The organism is Halodesulfovibrio spirochaetisodalis, from assembly GCF_001672295.1.
In the GTDB taxonomy this organism is placed as follows: domain Bacteria; phylum Desulfobacterota; class Desulfovibrionia; order Desulfovibrionales; family Desulfovibrionaceae; genus Halodesulfovibrio; species Halodesulfovibrio spirochaetisodalis.
Window position 1 is genome coordinate 1 of record NZ_JXMS01000033.1, and the last position, 19,061, is coordinate 19,061.

The 19,061-nt window shown below is 44.2% G+C and carries 17 protein-coding genes; 11 read left to right on the forward strand and 6 right to left on the reverse strand.

From position 1 onward, the window contains the following. Positions 1-126: 126 nt before the first annotated feature. Positions 127-996 (reverse strand): bifunctional transcriptional activator/DNA repair enzyme AdaA, encoded by an 870-nt coding sequence (locus SP90_RS14815; RefSeq protein ID WP_066858056.1) that lies wholly within the window; start codon positions 994-996, stop codon positions 127-129. A gap of 418 nt (positions 997-1,414) precedes the next feature. Between SP90_RS14815 and SP90_RS14820 the strand changes: the two genes are divergently transcribed. After that, positions 1,415-3,001 (forward strand): methyl-accepting chemotaxis protein, encoded by a 1,587-nt coding sequence (locus tag SP90_RS14820; protein WP_066858059.1) that lies wholly within the window; start codon positions 1,415-1,417, stop codon positions 2,999-3,001. Positions 3,002-3,060: 59 nt separating this feature from the next. Here the strand turns inward: SP90_RS14820 and SP90_RS14825 are convergent, their stop codons facing one another. Next, a complete protein-coding gene (locus SP90_RS14825) occupies positions 3,061-3,993 on the reverse strand; it encodes a diguanylate cyclase (RefSeq protein WP_066858062.1) in 933 nt (310 codons plus the stop codon). A 468-nt stretch (positions 3,994-4,461) separates the two neighbouring features. Between SP90_RS14825 and SP90_RS14830 the strand changes: the two genes are divergently transcribed. After that, on the forward strand, positions 4,462-5,217 hold the full coding sequence (locus tag SP90_RS14830) for a sulfite exporter TauE/SafE family protein (protein ID WP_066858064.1): 756 nt from the start codon (positions 4,462-4,464) through the stop codon (positions 5,215-5,217). A gap of 1,014 nt (positions 5,218-6,231) precedes the next feature. Next, a complete protein-coding gene (locus SP90_RS14835; protein ID WP_066858067.1) occupies positions 6,232-7,749 on the forward strand; it encodes an L-lactate permease in 1,518 nt (505 codons plus the stop codon). Between the two features lie 100 nt (positions 7,750-7,849). On the opposite strand, the gene SP90_RS14840 is transcribed toward SP90_RS14835, so the two are convergent. Then, on the reverse strand, positions 7,850-8,386 hold the full coding sequence (locus SP90_RS14840) for a hypothetical protein (protein WP_066858070.1): 537 nt from the start codon (positions 8,384-8,386) through the stop codon (positions 7,850-7,852). Positions 8,387-8,847: 461 nt separating this feature from the next. After that, positions 8,848-9,003 carry a hypothetical protein gene (locus tag SP90_RS16660; protein ID WP_157471337.1) on the reverse strand — a complete coding sequence of 52 codons (156 nt, stop codon included), beginning with the start codon at positions 9,001-9,003 and terminating at the stop codon, positions 8,848-8,850. A 929-nt stretch (positions 9,004-9,932) separates the two neighbouring features. Here SP90_RS16660 and SP90_RS14845 point away from each other — a divergent pair. The 7 genes from SP90_RS14845 to sigZ all read left to right on the forward strand — a co-directional run bounded on the left by SP90_RS14845 (position 9,933) and on the right by sigZ (position 17,060). Then, a complete protein-coding gene (locus SP90_RS14845) occupies positions 9,933-11,393 on the forward strand; it encodes an APC family permease (RefSeq protein ID WP_066858073.1) in 1,461 nt (486 codons plus the stop codon). Positions 11,394-11,628: 235 nt separating this feature from the next. After that, positions 11,629-12,225 (forward strand): LysE family translocator, encoded by a 597-nt coding sequence (locus tag SP90_RS14850; RefSeq protein WP_197498806.1) that lies wholly within the window; start codon positions 11,629-11,631, stop codon positions 12,223-12,225. 10 nt (positions 12,226-12,235) lie between these two features. Continuing rightward, the gene (locus SP90_RS14855; RefSeq protein WP_066858076.1) at positions 12,236-13,051 is read left to right on the forward strand and encodes a helix-turn-helix transcriptional regulator; all 816 of its coding nucleotides are present in this window, start codon (positions 12,236-12,238) and stop codon (positions 13,049-13,051) included. A 512-nt stretch (positions 13,052-13,563) separates the two neighbouring features. Continuing rightward, positions 13,564-14,559 carry a type I glyceraldehyde-3-phosphate dehydrogenase gene (gap, locus tag SP90_RS14860; RefSeq protein WP_269449364.1) on the forward strand — a complete coding sequence of 332 codons (996 nt, stop codon included), beginning with the start codon at positions 13,564-13,566 and terminating at the stop codon, positions 14,557-14,559. Positions 14,560-14,665: 106 nt separating this feature from the next. Further along, on the forward strand, positions 14,666-15,862 hold the full coding sequence (locus SP90_RS14865) for a phosphoglycerate kinase (RefSeq protein WP_066858083.1): 1,197 nt from the start codon (positions 14,666-14,668) through the stop codon (positions 15,860-15,862). Positions 15,863-16,077: 215 nt separating this feature from the next. Beyond that, positions 16,078-16,425, forward strand: coding sequence for a 2Fe-2S iron-sulfur cluster-binding protein (locus SP90_RS14870; RefSeq protein ID WP_066858086.1), 348 nt, complete (start codon positions 16,078-16,080; stop codon positions 16,423-16,425). Positions 16,426-16,511: 86 nt separating this feature from the next. After that, positions 16,512-17,060: an RNA polymerase sigma factor SigZ gene (gene sigZ, locus SP90_RS14875; protein ID WP_066858089.1), complete on the forward strand. Its 549-nt coding sequence runs from the start codon at positions 16,512-16,514 to the stop codon at positions 17,058-17,060. Between the two features lie 243 nt (positions 17,061-17,303). Here sigZ and SP90_RS14880 read toward each other — a convergent pair whose 3' ends face one another. Continuing rightward, complete coding sequence (locus tag SP90_RS14880) at positions 17,304-17,921, reverse strand: flavodoxin family protein (RefSeq protein ID WP_066858091.1); 618 nt, start codon at positions 17,919-17,921, stop codon at positions 17,304-17,306. 160 nt (positions 17,922-18,081) lie between these two features. On the opposite strand from SP90_RS14880, the gene SP90_RS14885 reads away from it, so the two are divergent. Next, on the forward strand, positions 18,082-18,480 hold the full coding sequence (locus SP90_RS14885) for a winged helix-turn-helix transcriptional regulator (RefSeq protein WP_066858094.1): 399 nt from the start codon (positions 18,082-18,084) through the stop codon (positions 18,478-18,480). 62 nt (positions 18,481-18,542) lie between these two features. On the opposite strand, the gene SP90_RS14890 is transcribed toward SP90_RS14885, so the two are convergent. Then, positions 18,543-19,061, reverse strand: coding sequence for a hypothetical protein (locus SP90_RS14890; RefSeq protein ID WP_066858097.1), 519 nt, complete (start codon positions 19,059-19,061; stop codon positions 18,543-18,545).

Genomic DNA, 19,061 nt, shown 5'->3' on the forward strand with positions numbered 1-19,061 from the left:
ATGCAGGGGGCTTATATATGAAGTAGATGTGCTGAATGTTATCGTAGCGAACAGATAGCTGAGAATCCCAGTGTGCGTTTTAGACAACTGCAAGTCGTTGCGTAGTGTGTTGACCCGTGTCAGGCACTAGAGAGAGGAGCTTTCCTGCGCCAGTTCTCGTTTGCTTGCCTCCCAGCCAATGAGTGCTTTCTTGCGAGTCGAACCCCATCGGTATTTTTTTATGGCACCTGTGCTGGTTATCGCACGATGACATGGGATTAGGTACCCGACAGGATTGACGGCGATCGCATTCCCCACAGCTCTGGATGCTTTGGGGGTTCCGAGCAACGTTGCAATGTCCTTATATGTCGCAAGGTGTCCTGCCGGAATGGTGAGCAGGGCTCGCCATACATTGATTTGAAAATTCGTTCCCTTGAGGAGCAGTGTTAATTTTTTTCCTGTGCTTCCTTGCGGGTAAAAGATACTACGCATGATCGGTGCAATAGCATCAGAACTCCTTACAAAGCATGCTCCAGGCCAGGTGCTTTTCAGTTCGGCAAATTGGTGATCTTGCGACTGCCCTACAAATCCCAGATAGCAAATTCCGCGTGTAGTTGTTGCAAGCAGGCATTCTCCAAAGGGTGAAGAAGCAAAGTCGTAGGTGATGGTCAGCTCTTTTCCACGCTGTTTGTATTCACCGGGTGTCATTCCTTCAAAATTAACAAACAGATCATGAAGACGCCCAGGCCCGGAAAGTCCTGCAGAGTGTGCTGCATCAAGTATGGATTGTTGTTCTGCCAGCCGTTCTTTTGTGTACTCAACAGTAATAAAATGAAGAAACTGTATTGGGCTGACACCTACCCATTCTTTGAAAAGGCGTGCAAAATGATGCTTGCTCAAATGCACATGCGCAGCAATGTCATCAAGGCCTGGTTGTTCCTGCGCATGTTCTTCAATGTAATGAATTGCGGCCTCAATGCGCCTGTACACGATGTTGTGCTGTTCAATTCTAGCCATTAGCTCGCCTTTATTTTTTGTTGTAATACTGTGCCAATATATAGTGGGGTTTGTTTAATAGCCACCCGAATATTGCTATAGCACTTCAATAAAACGTACCGGTACAAAAAATAAATAAGAAAAGCAGTATGTTTGCATGTGAACAAAGTTTAACTGTTAGAAATGTAATGCAATTTCTATGTAGGCATGTTCGTTGTGTATAAAGAAAATGTATAATTATGCTGTTTTTCTGATCTAATTTATGGAAATAGATATTGAATAGTGCTAATCGTCCGAAGAGAAGTTTGCGTAGTATTGTGTGATAACACAGTCAACTGCGCTATGCGTTAATTTTAGCTGACAGAAAAAGAATGCCGGAAGTAATGCATGCGTTGCATTACATGCTTTTATGTCGCTGATATTGGGAAGGAGTGGAACGATGGGAAAATGTTCCCTGAAGATGCAACTTGTTTTGATTGCCGCAAGTGCATTGCTGTCATTCGGTGTCGGATATGGTTTTCTGTATGCAGGATCAAACGGTGTAACCGTCCCGGTTGCAAGTGTTAATACCGCGCTTTTAATAACTGTCGGTTTATTTACTATCCTTGTGTTACCGTTAGTCTTTATTGCGTTGGCTACGTTCCGTACAGCCGCTAACGTATTGCATGAAAAATGTAAAAGAGTCTGCAACAGTGACTATACAGTGTCTTTTTCTGCTTCAACTGCAAGTGATATCGCCAGTATTGAAAAAGATATTGAATCGCTGTTTAACTGTATGAAAGACCGGTTAGGTTTTGCTCATGGTGTCCTGACAGGAATAGATACTCCGTTTGTCGTTGTAGATACAAATGAAGTTCTTACGTACACCAACGAATCGTTACTGACGATTTTGGAGCAGGATGGAAATCCGGAAGATTACTACGGGCAGAATGTAGCGCACTTTTTTTATGGTGACGCATCCAGAAGGACAGTTCTTGCAGATAGCCTTGAAACACATGTAGTAACCAAGCGTGAGGTTGTGTTGACCGGCCGGAAAGGCGGACAACGCAAAATCTACATTCATGCTTCTCCGTTATTCGACCTGACAGGCGAACTTATGGGTGCGCTCTGTATTTATCAGGACTTGACTGCGTTACGACAGCGTGAAGAAGAAATTTTATCGAAAAATGAGCAAATTGCCTCAGCTGCACGCGAATCCGAGGAAGTTTCAACAAATGTTGCGCGGGTTGCTTCTGAGATTGCAGTCCAGATGGAGGAAACCAATGCCGCTGTATCTCGCCAAAATGAACGCGCATTGGAAGCAGCCACAGCAATGGAGCAGATGAACTCTGCAGTGACAGAAGTGGCTCAGAATGCATCTAATGCTGCAGAACAGGCTAACTCTGCACGTACTGAAGCCGAACACGGCTCAAAGGTTGTCGGGGAAGCAATTACTGCAATAGACAATGTTGCTCGCTTGTCTAGACAAGTACATGAGGACATGGCGTCGCTTGGACATCAGGCAGAAGGCATTGGTGAAATTATGAATGTCATCACAGACATTGCTGACCAGACAAACTTGCTAGCATTGAACGCTGCAATTGAGGCTGCACGGGCAGGTGAAGCAGGACGCGGATTTGCTGTGGTTGCAGATGAAGTGCGTAAGCTTGCCGAGAAGACCATGCAGGCCACAAAAGAAGTTGGTGATGCCATTACTGCGATTCAAGATGGGGCAAAGCGTAACATACTGAGTGTGGAGGAAGCCGCAAAGGCTGTTGCACGTTCCCGCGAACTTTCCGGAGCATCAGGTGAGGTGCTGACACGCATTGTGACCTTGGTAAATGATTCGACAGATCAGGTTCAAGCCATTGCGACTGCGGCGGATGAGCAAGCTGCCACAAGCGATCATATCAACAAGTCTGTGGACGATGTTCGCGTCATTTCCGAACAGTCTGCTGGGGTGATTGTATCAGCTTCCAAAGGTGTCCGTGAGTTGTCTGTTATGGCAGGTCAGCTACAGGAAATTATTCAGAAAATTGATTCATAATTTATTTCAAAAATAATAAAATTTCGGGGTGGAGAATCAGATTCTCCACCCCGTTTTTTTTAGCAATTGGATGATGCGACTTTTTTTTGTTCAGGAATATCAATGTAAATACAGTTACGTCCTGAATCTTTGCTTAAATACAGCTGTTTATCAGCTCGGGAAAGAACAGTGGAACTGGGTTCATGCGAACGGGCAATAGCGCCGCCGAATGAGGCCGTCACAGAAATTTTCTGGTTCTCGTGCATGAGCCAGGAGTTTTGAATAAGCAGGCGTAAGCGTTCTGCAAGAACAGATAAGGTTGAAAACGTTGTATTAGGAATAAATATGACAAATTCCTCACCGCCCCATCTGCATAATACATCAAGAAAACGTAATGACTTACTCATGTTTTGGGCAACCATACGCAGTACGTTGTCTCCGGCATGGTGTCCGTAGGTGTCATTAACTAATTTAAAATCATCAATATCAATAAAAAGAATGCCGAATGGCGCGTGATTCTGCTCCATGGCAAAGTCGAGATTGCGCATGGTGATTTCAGCATACCGCCGGTTGCCGATGCCGGTAAGCTTATCTGTCAGAACTTCCTTCCTCAGTACTTCCATTTCACGGCGGACATTCAGTGATTCGTTGTTTTCCGAAAAAATCTCAACGGCTCCGGCAATATTGCCGTCCGGTCCAATCATTGGATATGCTTGCACATTGATAGGAATTTTGTGGCCGAGCTTATGATGCATAAACAGGTTTTCCTGTCGTTCCTTTCCGTCCTTCAGTGTGGCAGAAAGCGGACAACCGTTATTGCATAGAACGCACCCGTCTTCAGTTTCATGTCTGAGAAGTTTTTCTGAACAAACATTGCCGACTACTTCTTCGGCGGTGTAGCCGCTGAGTCTTTCTGCAGATTTATTCCAGTAGGTTATGTTTTTATTTGTATCAACAAAATAGACGCCGTCTGTGATTGCATCCAGCAGCGTTTGATAAAACCGTTGATCCATGAATTCGTCCCCCGAAAAGAGTAAAGCATAGCAACAGGTCCCCCCCTGTAATTGGAACGTCTCACTATGTAGATCAAGGCACAAAACGTTTCCGTAAGAACGGATGTATAGTAAAAAAATGTGGGTACGCGTTAGAGTATATGTTTTGCGCAAAAATGATATGCATGTGTACACTGTTTGTGACGTAAAAACAACTGCTTGAGAAGTTTTTTGCAAAGGCTATTTTTTACCGTTCTATTCAATAAAATTGAGTGCTGTAGATACAAATACGATGTTTTACCGGCTAGTTTTTGTTGTAGTAATGGTAATTATTTCTTTTATTTTTTCAAGAACAGGGTGTTATGGTTCGAGAACTATATAGGGACTGAAGTTTTAAGCGGTTGTCTACTGATACAGTAGAGTTATTATCTGGTGCATCACCCTGTAATGCATGATACCGTGCGTTCAAATATAGTTAGGACGTATGGTATGAATCTTCTTCATGTTCTCATTTTCTGTTTGTCATTCAGTTTCAGCTTTATCTTTGCCCTTGGGGGTATCGGCTCAGCCGCAGCCATCATTCCTGTGCTTACGTGGGTTGGGGTTCCGTTCAGCATTGCACGCCCTACAGGATTATTCATCAACACGTTGAGTATGGGGGGAGCAACCTATTCAAATATCAAAGGCAGACGACTGGATGTAAAGCTAGGGCTTCCAGTAATTCTTACATCACTTGTAATGGCGCCGATTGGAGCATGGAGCGGGCATTTTTTACCAATACAGTATCTGATGAGCGCGCTTGTGGTGTTTTTACTGTTTGCATCATGCATGATGCTGTTCTTTAAAGGCAAGCAGGGAGAGATTGTTTACCGGGAAGACCACCCTTTTGCAGGGCCGGCACTTGTCGGCGTTCTGGCAGGATTTTTTTCTGGGTTGCTTGGAGTTGGTGGCGGTGGATTGATTTCTCCGCTGCTTATTATGCAAGGGTTCAATCCTAAGAAGATTGCCGCAATCACGGCTTTTGCCGTACCTTTTTCGTCAGCTGCAGGGTTTGTAACCTATGCTCTGATGGGATCAGTCGCATGGGACATCTGGCTTGTTGCTGGAATAGCAGCGTGCTGTGGAGGTTATCTAGGAACATCTGTTATGCATAAACGGATGCAGCCTGCTGCTGTTAAAAAGTTTTTGGGGTGTATTCTCTTTTTCGTAGCAATGCGCATTTTTCTGGATATGGTTTTTAGCTGAAACGAAACTCCGTTTTCAATAGTATTTTAGTAGCACAAAAAAAGAGACCGCATATGTCGGTCTCTTTTTTTAGCGATCTGTCCCCATATTTTCATGAGGCGATTATTTGGGGAGTACAAAAAGTGTGTGCCTTCCCTTGGTGAAAGGAAGGCACACGAATGAAGAGCGTTCTATTTCTAAAAATTTATTAGAAGGTACCTGCATGGATGGTGGTGCATGAAATAACCTGCGGAATAGTTATTTTGGTACCAGAACAAATTGATTGCTCAATCAATATGAGTGTTTTTTAAATATTCTAAGGTGCTGTGTCAATGGAAAAAAGAAGAAGAGATATGCAAAATTCCATTTTGCGTGTGCTTTTATTGAAATATCTCAATATATCATGCTGTTGTGGTGTGAGGAATGTTTGTGTTTGGGGCTTGGTGAAGATGGAGAGCTAAAAAGCACATGTATAAAATTTGAAAAAAAACTGCACTAAATTCTGTAAGACAGGCCTAGTGTTCGTAAATTAAATTTACAGTCATGGAACCGTTATTTTGGTGCTTGTTTTTTGATGAAAATTGCAAGCATGGAAGAAGTTGCAAAGTAAATTGTAGTTTTTTCAAATAGTAAATTTGTTCTAGAGAGTAAGAATATATGCAAAGACAGGCTGCTTATGTTGTGATGTGTTGGGTGCAAAAAATGGTCATACTCTGTGAATTAGCGAGCAGTCACATTTGAATTTTAGCGCAATGCTGTCTCAAGAAGGTGGGTAACTTTTATTTGCAAATGTGTAGCCGGACTTTGCTAATGAGCATCATCATGATAGTTAATCCGGTTGATTGCTCAACCAAACCGGTTGGCATCTACTCTGGGCCCTTATGCAGGATGTTGCCGTGCCTGTAAAAAGGGTGGTGGACTGTCATACTGCCTGAGCTCTGGTACAGCCAGGCAGTATGACAGAGAGTTAGACACATGTAGGTAGCGTTCCGTTGGCCTGGTCTCTACCTACACATACCTGAACTAGGACTTGTGATGGAATACTTGTCTTTTTTATTGGCGCTTGCGCCAATTGCGTGGCTTATCTTTTCGCTTGTTGTTCTCAAGCTCCCAGCACATAAAACTTGTACTGCAACCTTAGTTGCAACTATTGCAATTGCTGTATTCGGTGAATGGCACATGCCTGCATTCGATGCTGCCACAGCTGCGGCTGAAGGCGGTGCGTTGGCACTGTGGCCTATTATGATCGTTATTATTGCTGCGGTGTTTACCTACAACCTGTCTACCAAGACAGGCAGCATGAACGTTATCACCAAAATGCTTTCAGGCATTACAACTGACCGCCGTTTGCTCGTGCTTATTGTTGCATGGGGCTTTGGCGGTTTTCTTGAAGGCGTGGCCGGTTACGGTACAGCAGTAGCTATTCCGGCAAGTATCCTTGCAGCAATGGGCTTTGCTCCGATGCACGCAGCTGTAATCTGTCTCGTTGCTAACACTGTTCCGACTGCTTTCGGCGCAATCGGCATTCCGATTTCCACAATGGCAAGTGTTACCGGTATTCCTGTTGAAGTAGTAAGCTATCTTACTGCATTCCAGCTTACCGTATTTATTGTGCTTATTACCTTCCTTGTTGTTGCCCTTGTTGACGGGGTCAAAGGATTGAAAGGCGTAATAGGCGCTTGCATTGTTTCCGGCTTTAGTTTTGCCCTTCCGCAGCTGTATGTTGCCAAATTTATGGGTGCAGAACTCCCGTGTCTTGTTGGGAGTATCTGTAGTATGGCGGCAACCATAGCATACACCCGTATGGCACATCGCAGCACCGCAGCCGAAGCGGAAGATGCACTTACTGCAAAGAGCAAATTCCTTGCGTGGGTTCCTTACATTCTTATTCTCACGCTGATTGTTCTTTGCAGTAATCTTTTTCCTGCAATCAAAGACGCAGCAGGCTCTATCAAGTCTGTAGTCACCATCTACGGGGACAAACCATTTACCATTAAATGGATTGCCACACCGGGTGTTCTTATCATTATCGCCACCTATCTGGGCGGTATGATTCAAGGCGTCTCTGTTGCCGAAATTACTAAAGTTCTGGCCAGTACTGCAAAGCAGCTCACCAAATCTGCAATTACAGTAGTGGCCATCGTCGCGCTTGCGAAGGTAATGTCCTACAGTGGTATGATTAATACCATTGCTCTGGTCATTGCCGAGCTTACCGGCTCCTTCTACCCGTTCATCTCTCCAATGGTGGGTGCGCTTGGTACCTTTGTTACAGGATCCGATACATCTTCAAATGTGCTCTTCGGGCAATTGCAGATGCAGGTAGCAGCAAAGATCGGTGTCGATCAGGCGTGGCTGGTATCAGCTTCCGCAGCTGGTGCTACAGCCGGTAAAATGATCTCACCACAATCTATTGCCATTGCAACAGCAGCAACCGGTATTACCGGTAGTGAAGGTCGTATTATGAATAAGACCATCGTTGTGTGCTGCGGCTATGTGCTTATCCTCGGTACGCTTGTGTACGGGCTTATCCCGTACTTACACGTAATCTACTAGATCATTCGCAATGCGGCGGAGGCGTGTATGCGCCTCCCTCGCATTGAAATAATCCTGTCTGCTACGTTTACAGCAATGCTTGGCTGGTTTTTCGTGTGCGCTACAGTGCCTGTTCTGCAAAACCGAACTTGGAAAGTTGGTCGCACAGCACTTGCCGTGCAAGATACAAAACACCGAGCATCAGTAATCCGGAAATGAAAGCGTTTTCACGGAAAACGAAAGAAACAGCAAAACATATGGCTGTTACTGCAAGCTGAGCCTGAGCAAATTTTTCTGGAACTTTATTATGGGATACAAGCAGCCATTGCGGCTTGGTGCCATATAAAAAGAGAGAGACCAGAAAAACTACACCAAGAATTCCAGCAGCTTTTAAATCCGCAAGCAAAACCGGAAATCCAGCGGTGCCTCCGCTGAGTAATGCAGCACTCAGTAAAATATACATATCTATCCCGATAATAACGGGATCAGGTGTAACCTGTTTTTTTACTAAAATTGCAAGGGTAACCAGAGCAGTAGCTGCTGCCGCGTAAAACGGCATCATCCAGCTGTCCGGCTGGGAAACATCAACATACCGGAACGATAAAGCAAATATCTGAAGCGGCAGTAACTCGAGTAGAATCTGTAACCAGCGGTTCATAGTGATTCCCCTTGGTACTGTGTGCCGGAACGTCTGCCGTAACAAGAAACCAGTGTCTTTACCGGAGACGTGCAAGCACGTTATGTACAATGCTGAGAATTACTATTGCAGATTATTTTTTTTGTTATCAAGTCCTAATTGTTAATTGTGCTTTCAAACAGTTTCGAGAGCGATTCCTTAAGCAATCGCATCTATTCTAAAATGTTAAACAAAATTACATTTTGTATTTTCTTTGAGTGAAGAAAGAAAAATGCAAAAAATACGCTCTAGTAAGGGCGTAAGTGTTCACTCTCTGGAGTTGTTTCTCCGGAGATTTTTTATGTATTCACCTGAATTTTGAGATGGTACGTTTTGTCATACAACAGAAGGCCCTGATATACAGGGCCTTACGTGTATGAAGGAGGAGAGACGGCAGACCGTCAGGTGGAGATGTGGGTCTGCCGCGTTAAGTAAGCGCTGTCTTACTTAATGTATTGGGCAAACTGCAAAACATTTGCGCCTACAGCATGTGCTTTGATGGAAAAAGCAGTGAAGAGAATAGCTGCAGTGAGCAAAGTTGCGAGTTTTGCAGAGCCGGTATTGATTTTGGAGTCGTCAACGTTGAAAAACAGATTCATGGCAGTCCCTTTTGTTCCGCAAAAGAGTGTTACGAAAATTGTTTTTGATTGAGCAAACAAACAATATCAAAAACGCTAACCATGTAAAGCGGTAAAATGCTCTTTTTCGATTTTTTTACGAAATGATGATTTGTCACCTTCATATTGCTATGTAGATGAAGAGTAGGGTTCTTTTGAAATGCCTGCATAGCGTTTGCTTTATTTGTTTTTGTTTATTTTTGCCGTGCGCGTTTTGGTGCTTCAAGAAATAAGTTTGTTGTGTCAAAAAATGAGAGTGCATAACTTTTTTATTAATAAGTATTTAAAAAATAGATAGTTATTTTTGCTTTACGAAAAGTTGTATGGTCACCATAACCGTTTTGCAAAGTATAGGTCAGATTGTTTTCTACAAAATAATGCAAAAGTGAATTGAATGATTCATGTTTGAAAAGCGAGCAGATACTTACCGGTCTGAGCCCTTTGTTTTTCAGTGTATCCTACTGCGCGTTAGGGTTTTGAAAAGTGAGATTGAAGCGTAAAATTATCGCTCGAGCTGTCAAATGGTGGGAAAAGTCTTGATATCAGAAAATCTAAGTTAAAAATGAATCGATTTGGATAAAAAGTAATTCAATAATGAATTGATATTGAGCGTTGAATCAGTGTTGGATTTAAAAAATGATTAAAAACAGCATGTTGTGAAGTCGCGTATAGTTGGCACATGCTATGCATAGGGCTGAGTGCTCCTAAAAGAGTGCCAAAACCTTAGGCATGGGTGTTGTACGGTGTCATGTCCGTATGGATACCCCTCTGCATGAGAATCTCATCGTTGCTTATTGGGCGGTATGTAACCTGTCCCCAAGATTTAGTTCTCCTGCCGGTAACGACGCTATGGTTAAAAGGTAAACTTGGGAACAGCTCCGGTTGTTCCCTTAATTTAGGAGAAGCTTACTATGAGTGGTAATTCAACGAATTCAGACGACACTTCGGCGTTAAAGAAATCTATTAAACCATCTCAGGCATGGGCTCTTGCGTTAGGAGCCATTCTTGGATGGGGTGCGTTTGTTCTGCCTGCACTGCGCTTTCTGCCCTCAGCAGGGCCTTTGGCAGCATGCATCGGATTTATGCTGGGTGGAGGAATGTTATTCTTTGTAGCCATCAGTTATGGAAACATGGTGAGCAAGTATCCTGTAGCAGGAGGCGCATTTACTTTTGCGTACATCGGCTTCGGACCGACTGCAGCATTTATATGCGGTTGGGCTCTCGTTCTCGGATACATCTGTATTATTGCGCTTAACGCAACTGCCCTCGCGTTATTATCGCGCTTCTTATTACCGGGTGTGTTCGAGGTCGGGTATTTATACACTATTGTAGGTTGGAAAGTATACGCGGGTGAATTGGCAATGCTTATTGCTATTCTTGCCGGTTGTGGCTTTTTAAACTACTGCGGTGCCGATCTTGTAGGCAAAATTCAAGTGTTCCTGGCATTTGCTTTAGTAGCCGGAGTGTTTGCTCTTTTCTCAGGTTCCTGCCTGATGGAAAGTGCATCAGTTTCAAACCTGTTTCCGCTGTATGCGGAAGATAAAGGGTTGATTGCCAGCATTATGGCAATCACAGCCATTGCTCCATGGTTGTATGTTGGGTTTGATACCATCCCGCAAGCAGCAGAAGAGTTTGATTTTCCACACAAGGATGCTCAGCGTCTGATGCTGTCGGCCATTGCATGGGGCGTGCTCTTGTACGCACTGGTGACAATTGCTGTGGCGGTGGTGATGCCGTATCAGGAATTGCTTCAGATGGATGTTCCGTGGGCAACCGGTACAGTGGCAAAAATGAGCCTTGGTAATGCAGGCAGTGTGATTTTGGCGATTGCTGTATCTGCTGCTATTTTTACCGGTATCAATGGCTTCTTTATTGCTTCTTCCCGTCTGCTGTTCAGCATGGGACGTGCAAAGGTGCTTCCTGCATGGTTTGCACAGATCCATCCGAAACATCAAACTCCGCATAATGCTATTGTTTTTGTGCTTGTTATCGCTATCTCTGCACCGTTCTTCGGTCGCGAAGTTCTTAACTGGGTTGTAGACATGTCTGCAATCGGAACAGTTGTAGCGTATCTCTATTCCTGCCTTGCAGCGTATAAATATATGGTTGCACACCCATTTGAAGAAGGCTCCAAGAAAGGTAAAATTAACGCAGCACTCGGTACATTAAGTTCCGTTATCTGCCTTTGCCTTTTGACCATTCCCGGTTCTCCGGGTGCAATCGGATCAGAGTCCTGGATGGCACTGTTAGTATGGTGTGCTCTTGGCGGCATCTTCTACAAGACTAAAATTGGTGAATTTACATCAATGAGCCGTAAGGAACAGACAGAACTTATTCTGGGTTGTTCTTCTCGTCCGGTTTTCTTTAAATAGTTATAGTACTGATACTTGCTGGCTCCATGTGCAAGGAGCTTATGGTGTAATACGCTCTTTGGTTGATACAGCGGCATGAATGTTATCTCATGCCGCTGTTTTTTTATGCTTGACTGGATTCAGTTTCTTCTTTCTCTTCACTATTGTTACTTTTTCAATTTTCAGCGCAATATTGTTCAATATCTTGAGCTTCATTTTCCGTACTCTCTCCAGATAATTCAATGGAGGGTGCTACGTGTCTGTTCTTATTTCCATGTTTATTTTTATATTAGTCGGTGCAATTTCACCTGGGCCGGTAAATATTATTGCAGCAAGCACCGGTGCGCGTGCGGGCTATAAAAAAGCCGCAGCCTATATTCTGGGTGCGACTGTTTCGTATACTCTGGTTGTCATAATCTGTGGTCTGAGTTTGAAAGAAGTTGCGCACATCTTGCCTGAAATAACTTGGCTTCTTAAGATTTTTGGTGGAGTATTTTTGTTGTATATGGCGTACAAGATCGCCAGTTCAAAAGGGTTTGATTCCACACAAGGCATTGATGCTCCGCTGCCCGGTTTCTGGGATGGTGCGCTGGTGCAAGTGCTTAATCCAAAAGCATGGCTTTTTGCCATGTCCGGTGTAAGCATATTCATAGCGGGAAAGGCTTCTGCGGAGCTGTATCTTATGTTTTTCTGCACCATGTCTTTTCTGGTGTGTTTTTCCGGCGTGTCTGCATGGGGAGCGCTGGGAAGCAGCATTTCCGGTTTGTTGTCGACACCGGAGCGGCAAGCGGCGTTCAATTACGCTATGGGAGGTCTGCTTGGTATGGCAGTGTTCTATATGTTGCTTGGATAACGGGAAAAAGATGAAAAAAGACAATACTGTTTCTTTGAATACATGCAGCTTACCGTTTGTGGAAATACGAACGGCTGTTGACTCTGCCGCCTGCTATCATGCTCATTCACATGATGAATTTTCATTTGGTGTGATTGATAAGGGAGCGGCCAAGTACATGAATCATCATGCAATGCACAGAATTCATGCCATGAATACGGTGATGATTAATCCGGGTGATGTTCATTCATGTAACCCGTATTCAGAAGAGTGGTCGTATCGTATGCTTTTTGTGGACGCAGAATGGATCGGGGAAATGCAGCGTGAAATATTTGATTCTTCACTTGTGGACTATCAATGTTTTTCAACAGCCTATGAAACAGGGAGGAAACGATATGCCGAGTTTTCTGGTCTGTATGCTGCCTTGATGCAAGATTCCAGTGCACTTGCCTGTGAAAGTGCCTTGGTGGAATTCGTTGCCAAATGTTTTACACAGGAGAGTAGCGAAGATGCAGCCAGTCGGAAGATGGCTGCACACCACGTCCAGAGGGTGCGTGAAAAGTTACTGGATCAGCTTTCGGAAAATCATTCGCTGCAAGAGCTGGCTACAGAAGCAGGGCTGAGCCGGTATCACCTTATACGTAAATTTAAAGCAATCTACGGGCTCACACCGCATGCTCTTCAGATTGACGAGCGCATAAAGCGCGCCAAAGAATTACTTAAGCAGGGGCAGGCTATTGCCGATGCTTCCAGCCAGCTTGGTTTCGCAGACCAAGCCCACTTCCAGCGTAATTTCAAAAAACGCCTAGCCATCACTCCTAAACAATACCAGTCATTTTTCCTCTAGTTCACTATATTGCCATGTAACTGACGTGATGAAACCGTTTCATTCGTGGCACAACAATAAAAAACGCAAAATAAAATAAACATAAATAAAAATAGAAAGTTACATGGTTTTCATCAATGTTTTGTAACTTTGCTGTGAATGCGACGAAAGCGTTTACATTAAAGCCGTATGGAAGCTGAAAAGTATTGCTCCTGTTGGCTTTAGGAGTAGTCTGCTGTTTTTGGGAACCTATTTGACAGTAAGACCGTTTACATTATTTTGTGTTGTCATAATTTTCAAAAATGCTCTATAAATTTCTCTAGGACTATTCTTTTCAAGCGACCTACGTCATGTATTAGTAGAAGTTCATTTGAGTTTGTGCAGTTAGCAATTTCAATGATGAAGAAGCTAGGTATGGCATAGGTACCGGGGAAGGCGTGTTCGCCCGCACGTTACTTCACTGATGGTACAAGCGAGTGCTGTTACATTCGACCCGGTTTAACGTAACCATTTAGCACAAGTAAAAGAACATTATGATTAAAATCGGTATTAACGGCTTTGGCCGTATCGGCCGCCTTGTTTTCAGGGCTGCCACACAGCGTGATGATATTGAAGTTGTCGGTATTAACGATCTCATTGATGTTGATTACATTGCGTACCTTCTGAAGTACGACTCTACACATGGACGCTTTAATGGCACCGTTGAAGTTGTGGACGGCCATCTTGTTGTTAATGGCAAGACAATCCGTGTTTCCTGCGAATGCTGCCCGGATAAACTTGCATGGGATGAGATTGGTGCTGAATATGTAGTGGAAGCTACCGGTTTCTTCCTTACTGATGAGTCTGCTCGCGGTCATATTCGTGCCGGTGCTAAAAAAGTTATTATGTCTGCTCCTTCCAAAGATGCGACCCCTATGTTTGTTATGGGAGTTAACCACAACGAATACGCAGGACAGGACATTGTTTCCAATGCTTCTTGTACTACCAACTGCCTTGCACCGCTTGCGCATGTTGTTCATAGCGAATTCGGCATTGTTGAAGGTCTGATGACAACCGTTCACGCAACCACTGCTACTCAGAAGACCGTTGACGGTCCTTCCTGCAAAGACTGGCGTGGCGGACGTGGTGCCGGACAGAACATTATCCCAAGCTCAACCGGTGCTGCAAAAGCGGTAGGTAAAGTTATTCCGTCACTCAACGGTAAGCTTACCGGTATGGCGTTCCGTGTTCCTACTCCGGATGTTTCCGTAGTTGACCTTACATGTCGTCTTGAAAAGCCTGCCACATACGAAGAAATTAAAGCTGCTATCAAAAAAGCTTCTGAAAATGAGCTTAAAGGCATTCTTGCATACACAGAAGATGCGGTTGTTTCTACCGACTTTGTTGGTGAATCCTGCACATCTATTTTTGACGCAGAAGCCGGTATTGCTCTTAATGATAATTTTGTTAAGCTTATCTCATGGTACGACAACGAATGGGGTTACTCCTGTAAAGTTCTCGACCTGCTTGCACACGTAGCTGCTAAGTAGTTCCATAATGAATCATACACAGCGGCTTGCCTTTTAACGGGTAAGCCGCTGTGGTTTCTGCTGGGCTCTTTATTACAAAATTTTCATATCCCACGAGGCATAGAACATGGACAAACTTTTTATTAACGATCTCAATTGTGAAGAGAAAACTGTAATTGTACGCGTAGATTTCAACGTGCCTCTTAAAGATGGTGCTGTTGATAATGATAAGCGCATCAGGGCAGCTCTTCCGACAATTACCCATTTGGTAGATGAGGGCGCAAAAGTTATTCTTATGTCTCACCTTGGACGTCCGAAAGGCCAGCGAATGGAAGCTCTCAGCCTCAAACCTGTTGCGGAACGTCTTGCAGAGCTTTTAGGAAAGCCTGTGGCTTTTGCGGATGACTGCGTTGGCGAAGTTGCCAAAGAAGCAGTGAGCAAGCTTGGCGCAGGAGAAGTTCTTCTTCTTGAAAATCTTCGTTTCCACAAAGCAGAAACTGATAATGATCCTGAATTTGCAAAACAGCTCGCTGAGCTTGCAGAACTGTATGTAAATGACGCTTTCGGCACCGCACACCGTGCGCATGCTTCCACTGAAGGCATCACGCATTTCATGGAGAAAAGTGCATGCGGATATCTCTTGAAAAAGGAACTGGATTTCCTTGGTGGAGCACTTGCTGAACCTAAGCGTCCGTTCACCGCAATCATTGGCGGTGCAAAAATTTCCGGTAAAATCGATGTCATCAAAGCACTTCTGCCCAAAGTTGATAATCTTATCATCGGAGGCGGAATGGCCTGTACGTTCCTGAAAGCTATGGGACGTGAAATCGGTAATTCTCTTTGCGAAGATGAGAAGTTGCCTCTTGCGAAAGAGCTTCTTGAGCTTGGTAAAGGTAAGATCATGCTGCCAACAGACTACCTTGTGACTGACAAGCTTGATTTTGATGCACGTCAGATCGGTAGTGAAGCGATTGTTGCAGAAGACGCAATTACAGAAGGTCTTATGGCTGTAGATATTGGCCCTGAGACTATGGAAACTTTCAAGAATGTCATCGAAAAATCCGGCACAGTTGTCTGGAACGGCCCGATGGGAGTCTTTGAAATTGATGCCTCTGCGAAAGGTACCTTTGCTGTGGCAGAAGCGCTTGCAGAAGCAACCGAAAAAGGCAGCATTACCGTTATCGGCGGTGGGGACTCTGCATCAGCGATTGAGAAAGCAGGACTTTCCGATGCGGTATCCCATGTGTCTACAGGTGGCGGAGCATCTCTTGAATTTCTTGAAGGTAAAGCACTTCCGGGTGTAGAGGCTCTTTCGAACGCATAATTTTGCCTCAAGATGCGCTAATGGCATTTGGATCAATATAAAGAGAATGAAAAGCGGCATGTTGCAACTGCAACGTGCCGCTTTTTTTGTTCTCTACATACGCGAGGTAAAAAAAACGAAAATTTGCGTCTTTTAGCGCTGTTTACCGTCTATCTTTATGAGTGGCTGTCCTAAGTTGGCAGACCGAAAGTTTTACTACAGAAAAGGAGCGCATTATGAATATGACGATAGATGGAGTTCAGGTTGAAATTTTTGAAAACGATAAAACATTACTTGAAGTGGCTGGCAGATATGACATTCATATCCCTTCTCCGTGTTATCTGGCAAAGCGGAAGCATGGATGCTGTAAAGGCTGTGTTGTTGAGGTGGACGGTGAGCAAAAATACGCATGTGTCACAACACCCGAAAAGGGAATGCAGGTTGTTGTGGATCGAGAAGATTTAAACCAGTTACGCAAAGAGCGTATTGCGGTATACAGCAACGCAAAGAATGATCCTGCTGCACAGTGTACATGTGACTGCACAGAAGTGGGAGACTGTTCATCTACCTCTGCCTGTTGCTGATGTTCGACCTTGAAGTATTTTGACAAATGCTACGAGGGTACTATTTCCATACAAACAGCTGCAAGTGGAATTGTACGGAGGATGGTGTGGATGTATTAGAAACACAGTGGGTAACGCATCAAAAGAGCTTACTCACGTTCATAAGAAAACGTGTTGGTAGTAGAGACGTTGCTGAAGATATCTTGCATGATGTGTTTATCAAATTTTATACAAAATTTTCCACAATTGCAGACCATTCGATGATTCGTAGCTGGTTGTTTAGGGTAACGCGTAATACCATTATTGACTATTATCGTGCTCGGACTGTCACGCAAGAGTTGCCGGATGATTTGGAATCTTTAATTGGGGAGAGAGAGGAGAGCGTGCAGCAAACACTCTCTGCCTGTGTGGAAAAAATGGTGCTCCAGCTCCCCAAAAAATATCGCGTAGCCATTGAAATTGCAGAGCTGGAAAATAGACCACAGCATGAGCTTGCAGCGCTTGAACAGATTTCACTTTCCGGTGCAAAGTCGAGAGTTCAACGCGGTCGCAAGATGCTGCAGGCTATGATGTTTGATTGTTGCGCCTTTGATCTGGATGTCCATAATCGAGTCATAGACTGGGTGCCGCGTAATAGTGATTGCCAGTGTTGCTAGAAGTGTCTTGCAATACTTACTCGATCAATAAACAGCTTAATGGCAAACCTGCACTGTGACCCAAAACAGTTTTTGTTAAGCCGAGGCTAAGTTAGTTAAAAAATAATTTTTCTCGCCTAATAGGGGGTGCAGGGGGAATTATTTCCCCTGCCCGTCGGAGACAAAAAAGAAAAAGACTTTGTCAGCAGTCTGAAAAAAAGCCATGCCGCTATTGGGCATGGCTTTTTTGCATACAGCGATATGTTATTCTCTTCTACCAAATGAAGAAACAGGGAACGTTTCTTTATGTGGCTGCATGGCTGTTCCCAACCAATGGATTGTCTGCCCGAGGTTTTCCATATTTGCCATTGCCTCTGCATCATTTTTTACATCCCCCGGGGCAAGGCCAATACCAAGGTTCCAGTAAATGGAACCGGGCACAATCATCTGAGACATAAGGAACAGATGGTTGATGCTGTCAAATGCGTGGGTTGCGCCACCACGACGGACGGCAACCACAGCGGCACCTATTTTTCCGGCAAGCTTGCGGCCATTGGCAATGGCAACATAGCCCATTCGGTCAATCAGTCCTTTTAACTCTGCAGAGACATCGGTAAAGTATGTTGGAGTACCAAGGATAATAGCATCTGCACGAAGAATTTTTTCAAATAACTCATTGAACATGTCGTTTTTGATAATGCAGGTATTGTCCTTGGTCTCAAAACATTTGCTACAGGCAATACAGCCCTTGAGCTTTTTACCGCCTACTTGAATAAGCTCTGTTTCCCACCCTTGTGCTGCCAGAGGGGCAAGAGCATTTTCCAGTAGAATTTCAGTATTGCCCCCTTTGCGGGGACTGCCGTTAATAGCAAGTACGTACATAATGTGTTGTCCTTATGTTATTCTGATTTTTTATGAGGCAAGGTGATCTCGACAAAAAACAAAAGATGCCTAGATAGGGTGATAGTGACACAATTTTTAAAAGGTTCAAGTACGGTTTTTTTTGTGCCTTAGTATCATACAGGGTACTGATGGAGATATGATGATTCGCAGGTGTGACGTAAAAGAGCTGGACGGTAGAAGTTACAGGTGTTTTTTTGAATTGACGCTGCAAGTTGTGGGCGGCAAGTGGAAGCCGATAATTCTGTATCATTTGTGGCTGGAAAAGGTACTGCGCTTTGGAGCCCTGAAAAAAACTATGCCCGGTATTACTCAGCGCATGCTGACAAAGCAGTTACGGGAGCTGGAAGCAGACAGGCTGATTTCCCGTGTGGCGTACAATGAGATGCCTCCACGGGTGGAATATTCACTGACAGAATTGGGGGAGTCAGTGATTCCTATTTTTCAGGCAATGAGAAATTGGGGAATGGAATTTGAAAAAAGTGTTGCCGGCGAATTGATAACTGGAGAACACTATGAATCTGTTGATGCTGTTGAATAACAGGCGACAGATAAAAGGCAGATTGAATCGACTTCAATCTGCCTTTTGTTTTTATCAGTGAATTATTGCGTAGCCAGCTTTTCTTGTAGTCTGGCTGTCAGCACGTAATGCGCGATAAACAGAGTAGAAAACGGGATAGTTTCTGATAGCAGTCTGCTATCTGGGTACATGAACGCAAGCCCAAAGGAGCCTGCTGTGAGTAATGCCATTATGGCGCCATAAAGCGAGGTCTGCTTTGTGTCAGAAAACACAGCAGGGAACCATGCAGAGAACAGTAATCCATATATTCCTGCTCCCATAATCCACAAGAGCATTGCCGCAGATTGAAGCGTTGAATACAGCTCCATGAGCCAGAACTGCCCGCTGACAATTGCCAAGGCTCCGGAGATCACATAACCGTTAATCCCTAGTAGGATTTTATTCTGAAAACTACGGGTTACCAACTTGAATCCGATACACGCGGCAGCTGCCAGTGCGCTCATCCCGTATGTGAGCAGCCAATAGTGCTCATAGCTTGTCGGGATGGTACGCATTGCAGTGAGAAAAAGAGCAAGCGGTATGAATTCAAGAAGTCTTTCCAT

Coding starts and splice junctions, on each gene's coding strand:
- SP90_RS14815 (WP_066858056.1), bottom strand. CDS start 996: ATGGCTAGAATTGAACAGCACAACATCGTGTACAGGCGCATTGAGGCC.
- SP90_RS14820 (WP_066858059.1), top strand. CDS start 1,415: ATGGGAAAATGTTCCCTGAAGATGCAACTTGTTTTGATTGCCGCAAGT.
- SP90_RS14825 (WP_066858062.1), bottom strand. CDS start 3,993: ATGGATCAACGGTTTTATCAAACGCTGCTGGATGCAATCACAGACGGC.
- SP90_RS14830 (WP_066858064.1), top strand. CDS start 4,462: ATGAATCTTCTTCATGTTCTCATTTTCTGTTTGTCATTCAGTTTCAGC.
- SP90_RS14835 (WP_066858067.1), top strand. CDS start 6,232: ATGGAATACTTGTCTTTTTTATTGGCGCTTGCGCCAATTGCGTGGCTT.
- SP90_RS14840 (WP_066858070.1), bottom strand. CDS start 8,386: ATGAACCGCTGGTTACAGATTCTACTCGAGTTACTGCCGCTTCAGATA.
- SP90_RS16660 (WP_157471337.1), bottom strand. CDS start 9,003: ATGAATCTGTTTTTCAACGTTGACGACTCCAAAATCAATACCGGCTCT.
- SP90_RS14845 (WP_066858073.1), top strand. CDS start 9,933: ATGAGTGGTAATTCAACGAATTCAGACGACACTTCGGCGTTAAAGAAA.
- SP90_RS14855 (WP_066858076.1), top strand. CDS start 12,236: ATGAAAAAAGACAATACTGTTTCTTTGAATACATGCAGCTTACCGTTT.
- gap (WP_269449364.1), top strand. CDS start 13,564: ATGATTAAAATCGGTATTAACGGCTTTGGCCGTATCGGCCGCCTTGTT.
- SP90_RS14865 (WP_066858083.1), top strand. CDS start 14,666: ATGGACAAACTTTTTATTAACGATCTCAATTGTGAAGAGAAAACTGTA.
- SP90_RS14870 (WP_066858086.1), top strand. CDS start 16,078: ATGAATATGACGATAGATGGAGTTCAGGTTGAAATTTTTGAAAACGAT.
- SP90_RS14880 (WP_066858091.1), bottom strand. CDS start 17,921: ATGTACGTACTTGCTATTAACGGCAGTCCCCGCAAAGGGGGCAATACT.
- SP90_RS14885 (WP_066858094.1), top strand. CDS start 18,082: ATGATTCGCAGGTGTGACGTAAAAGAGCTGGACGGTAGAAGTTACAGG.
- SP90_RS14890 (WP_066858097.1), bottom strand. CDS start 19,061: ATGGAAAGACTTCTTGAATTCATACCGCTTGCTCTTTTTCTCACTGCA.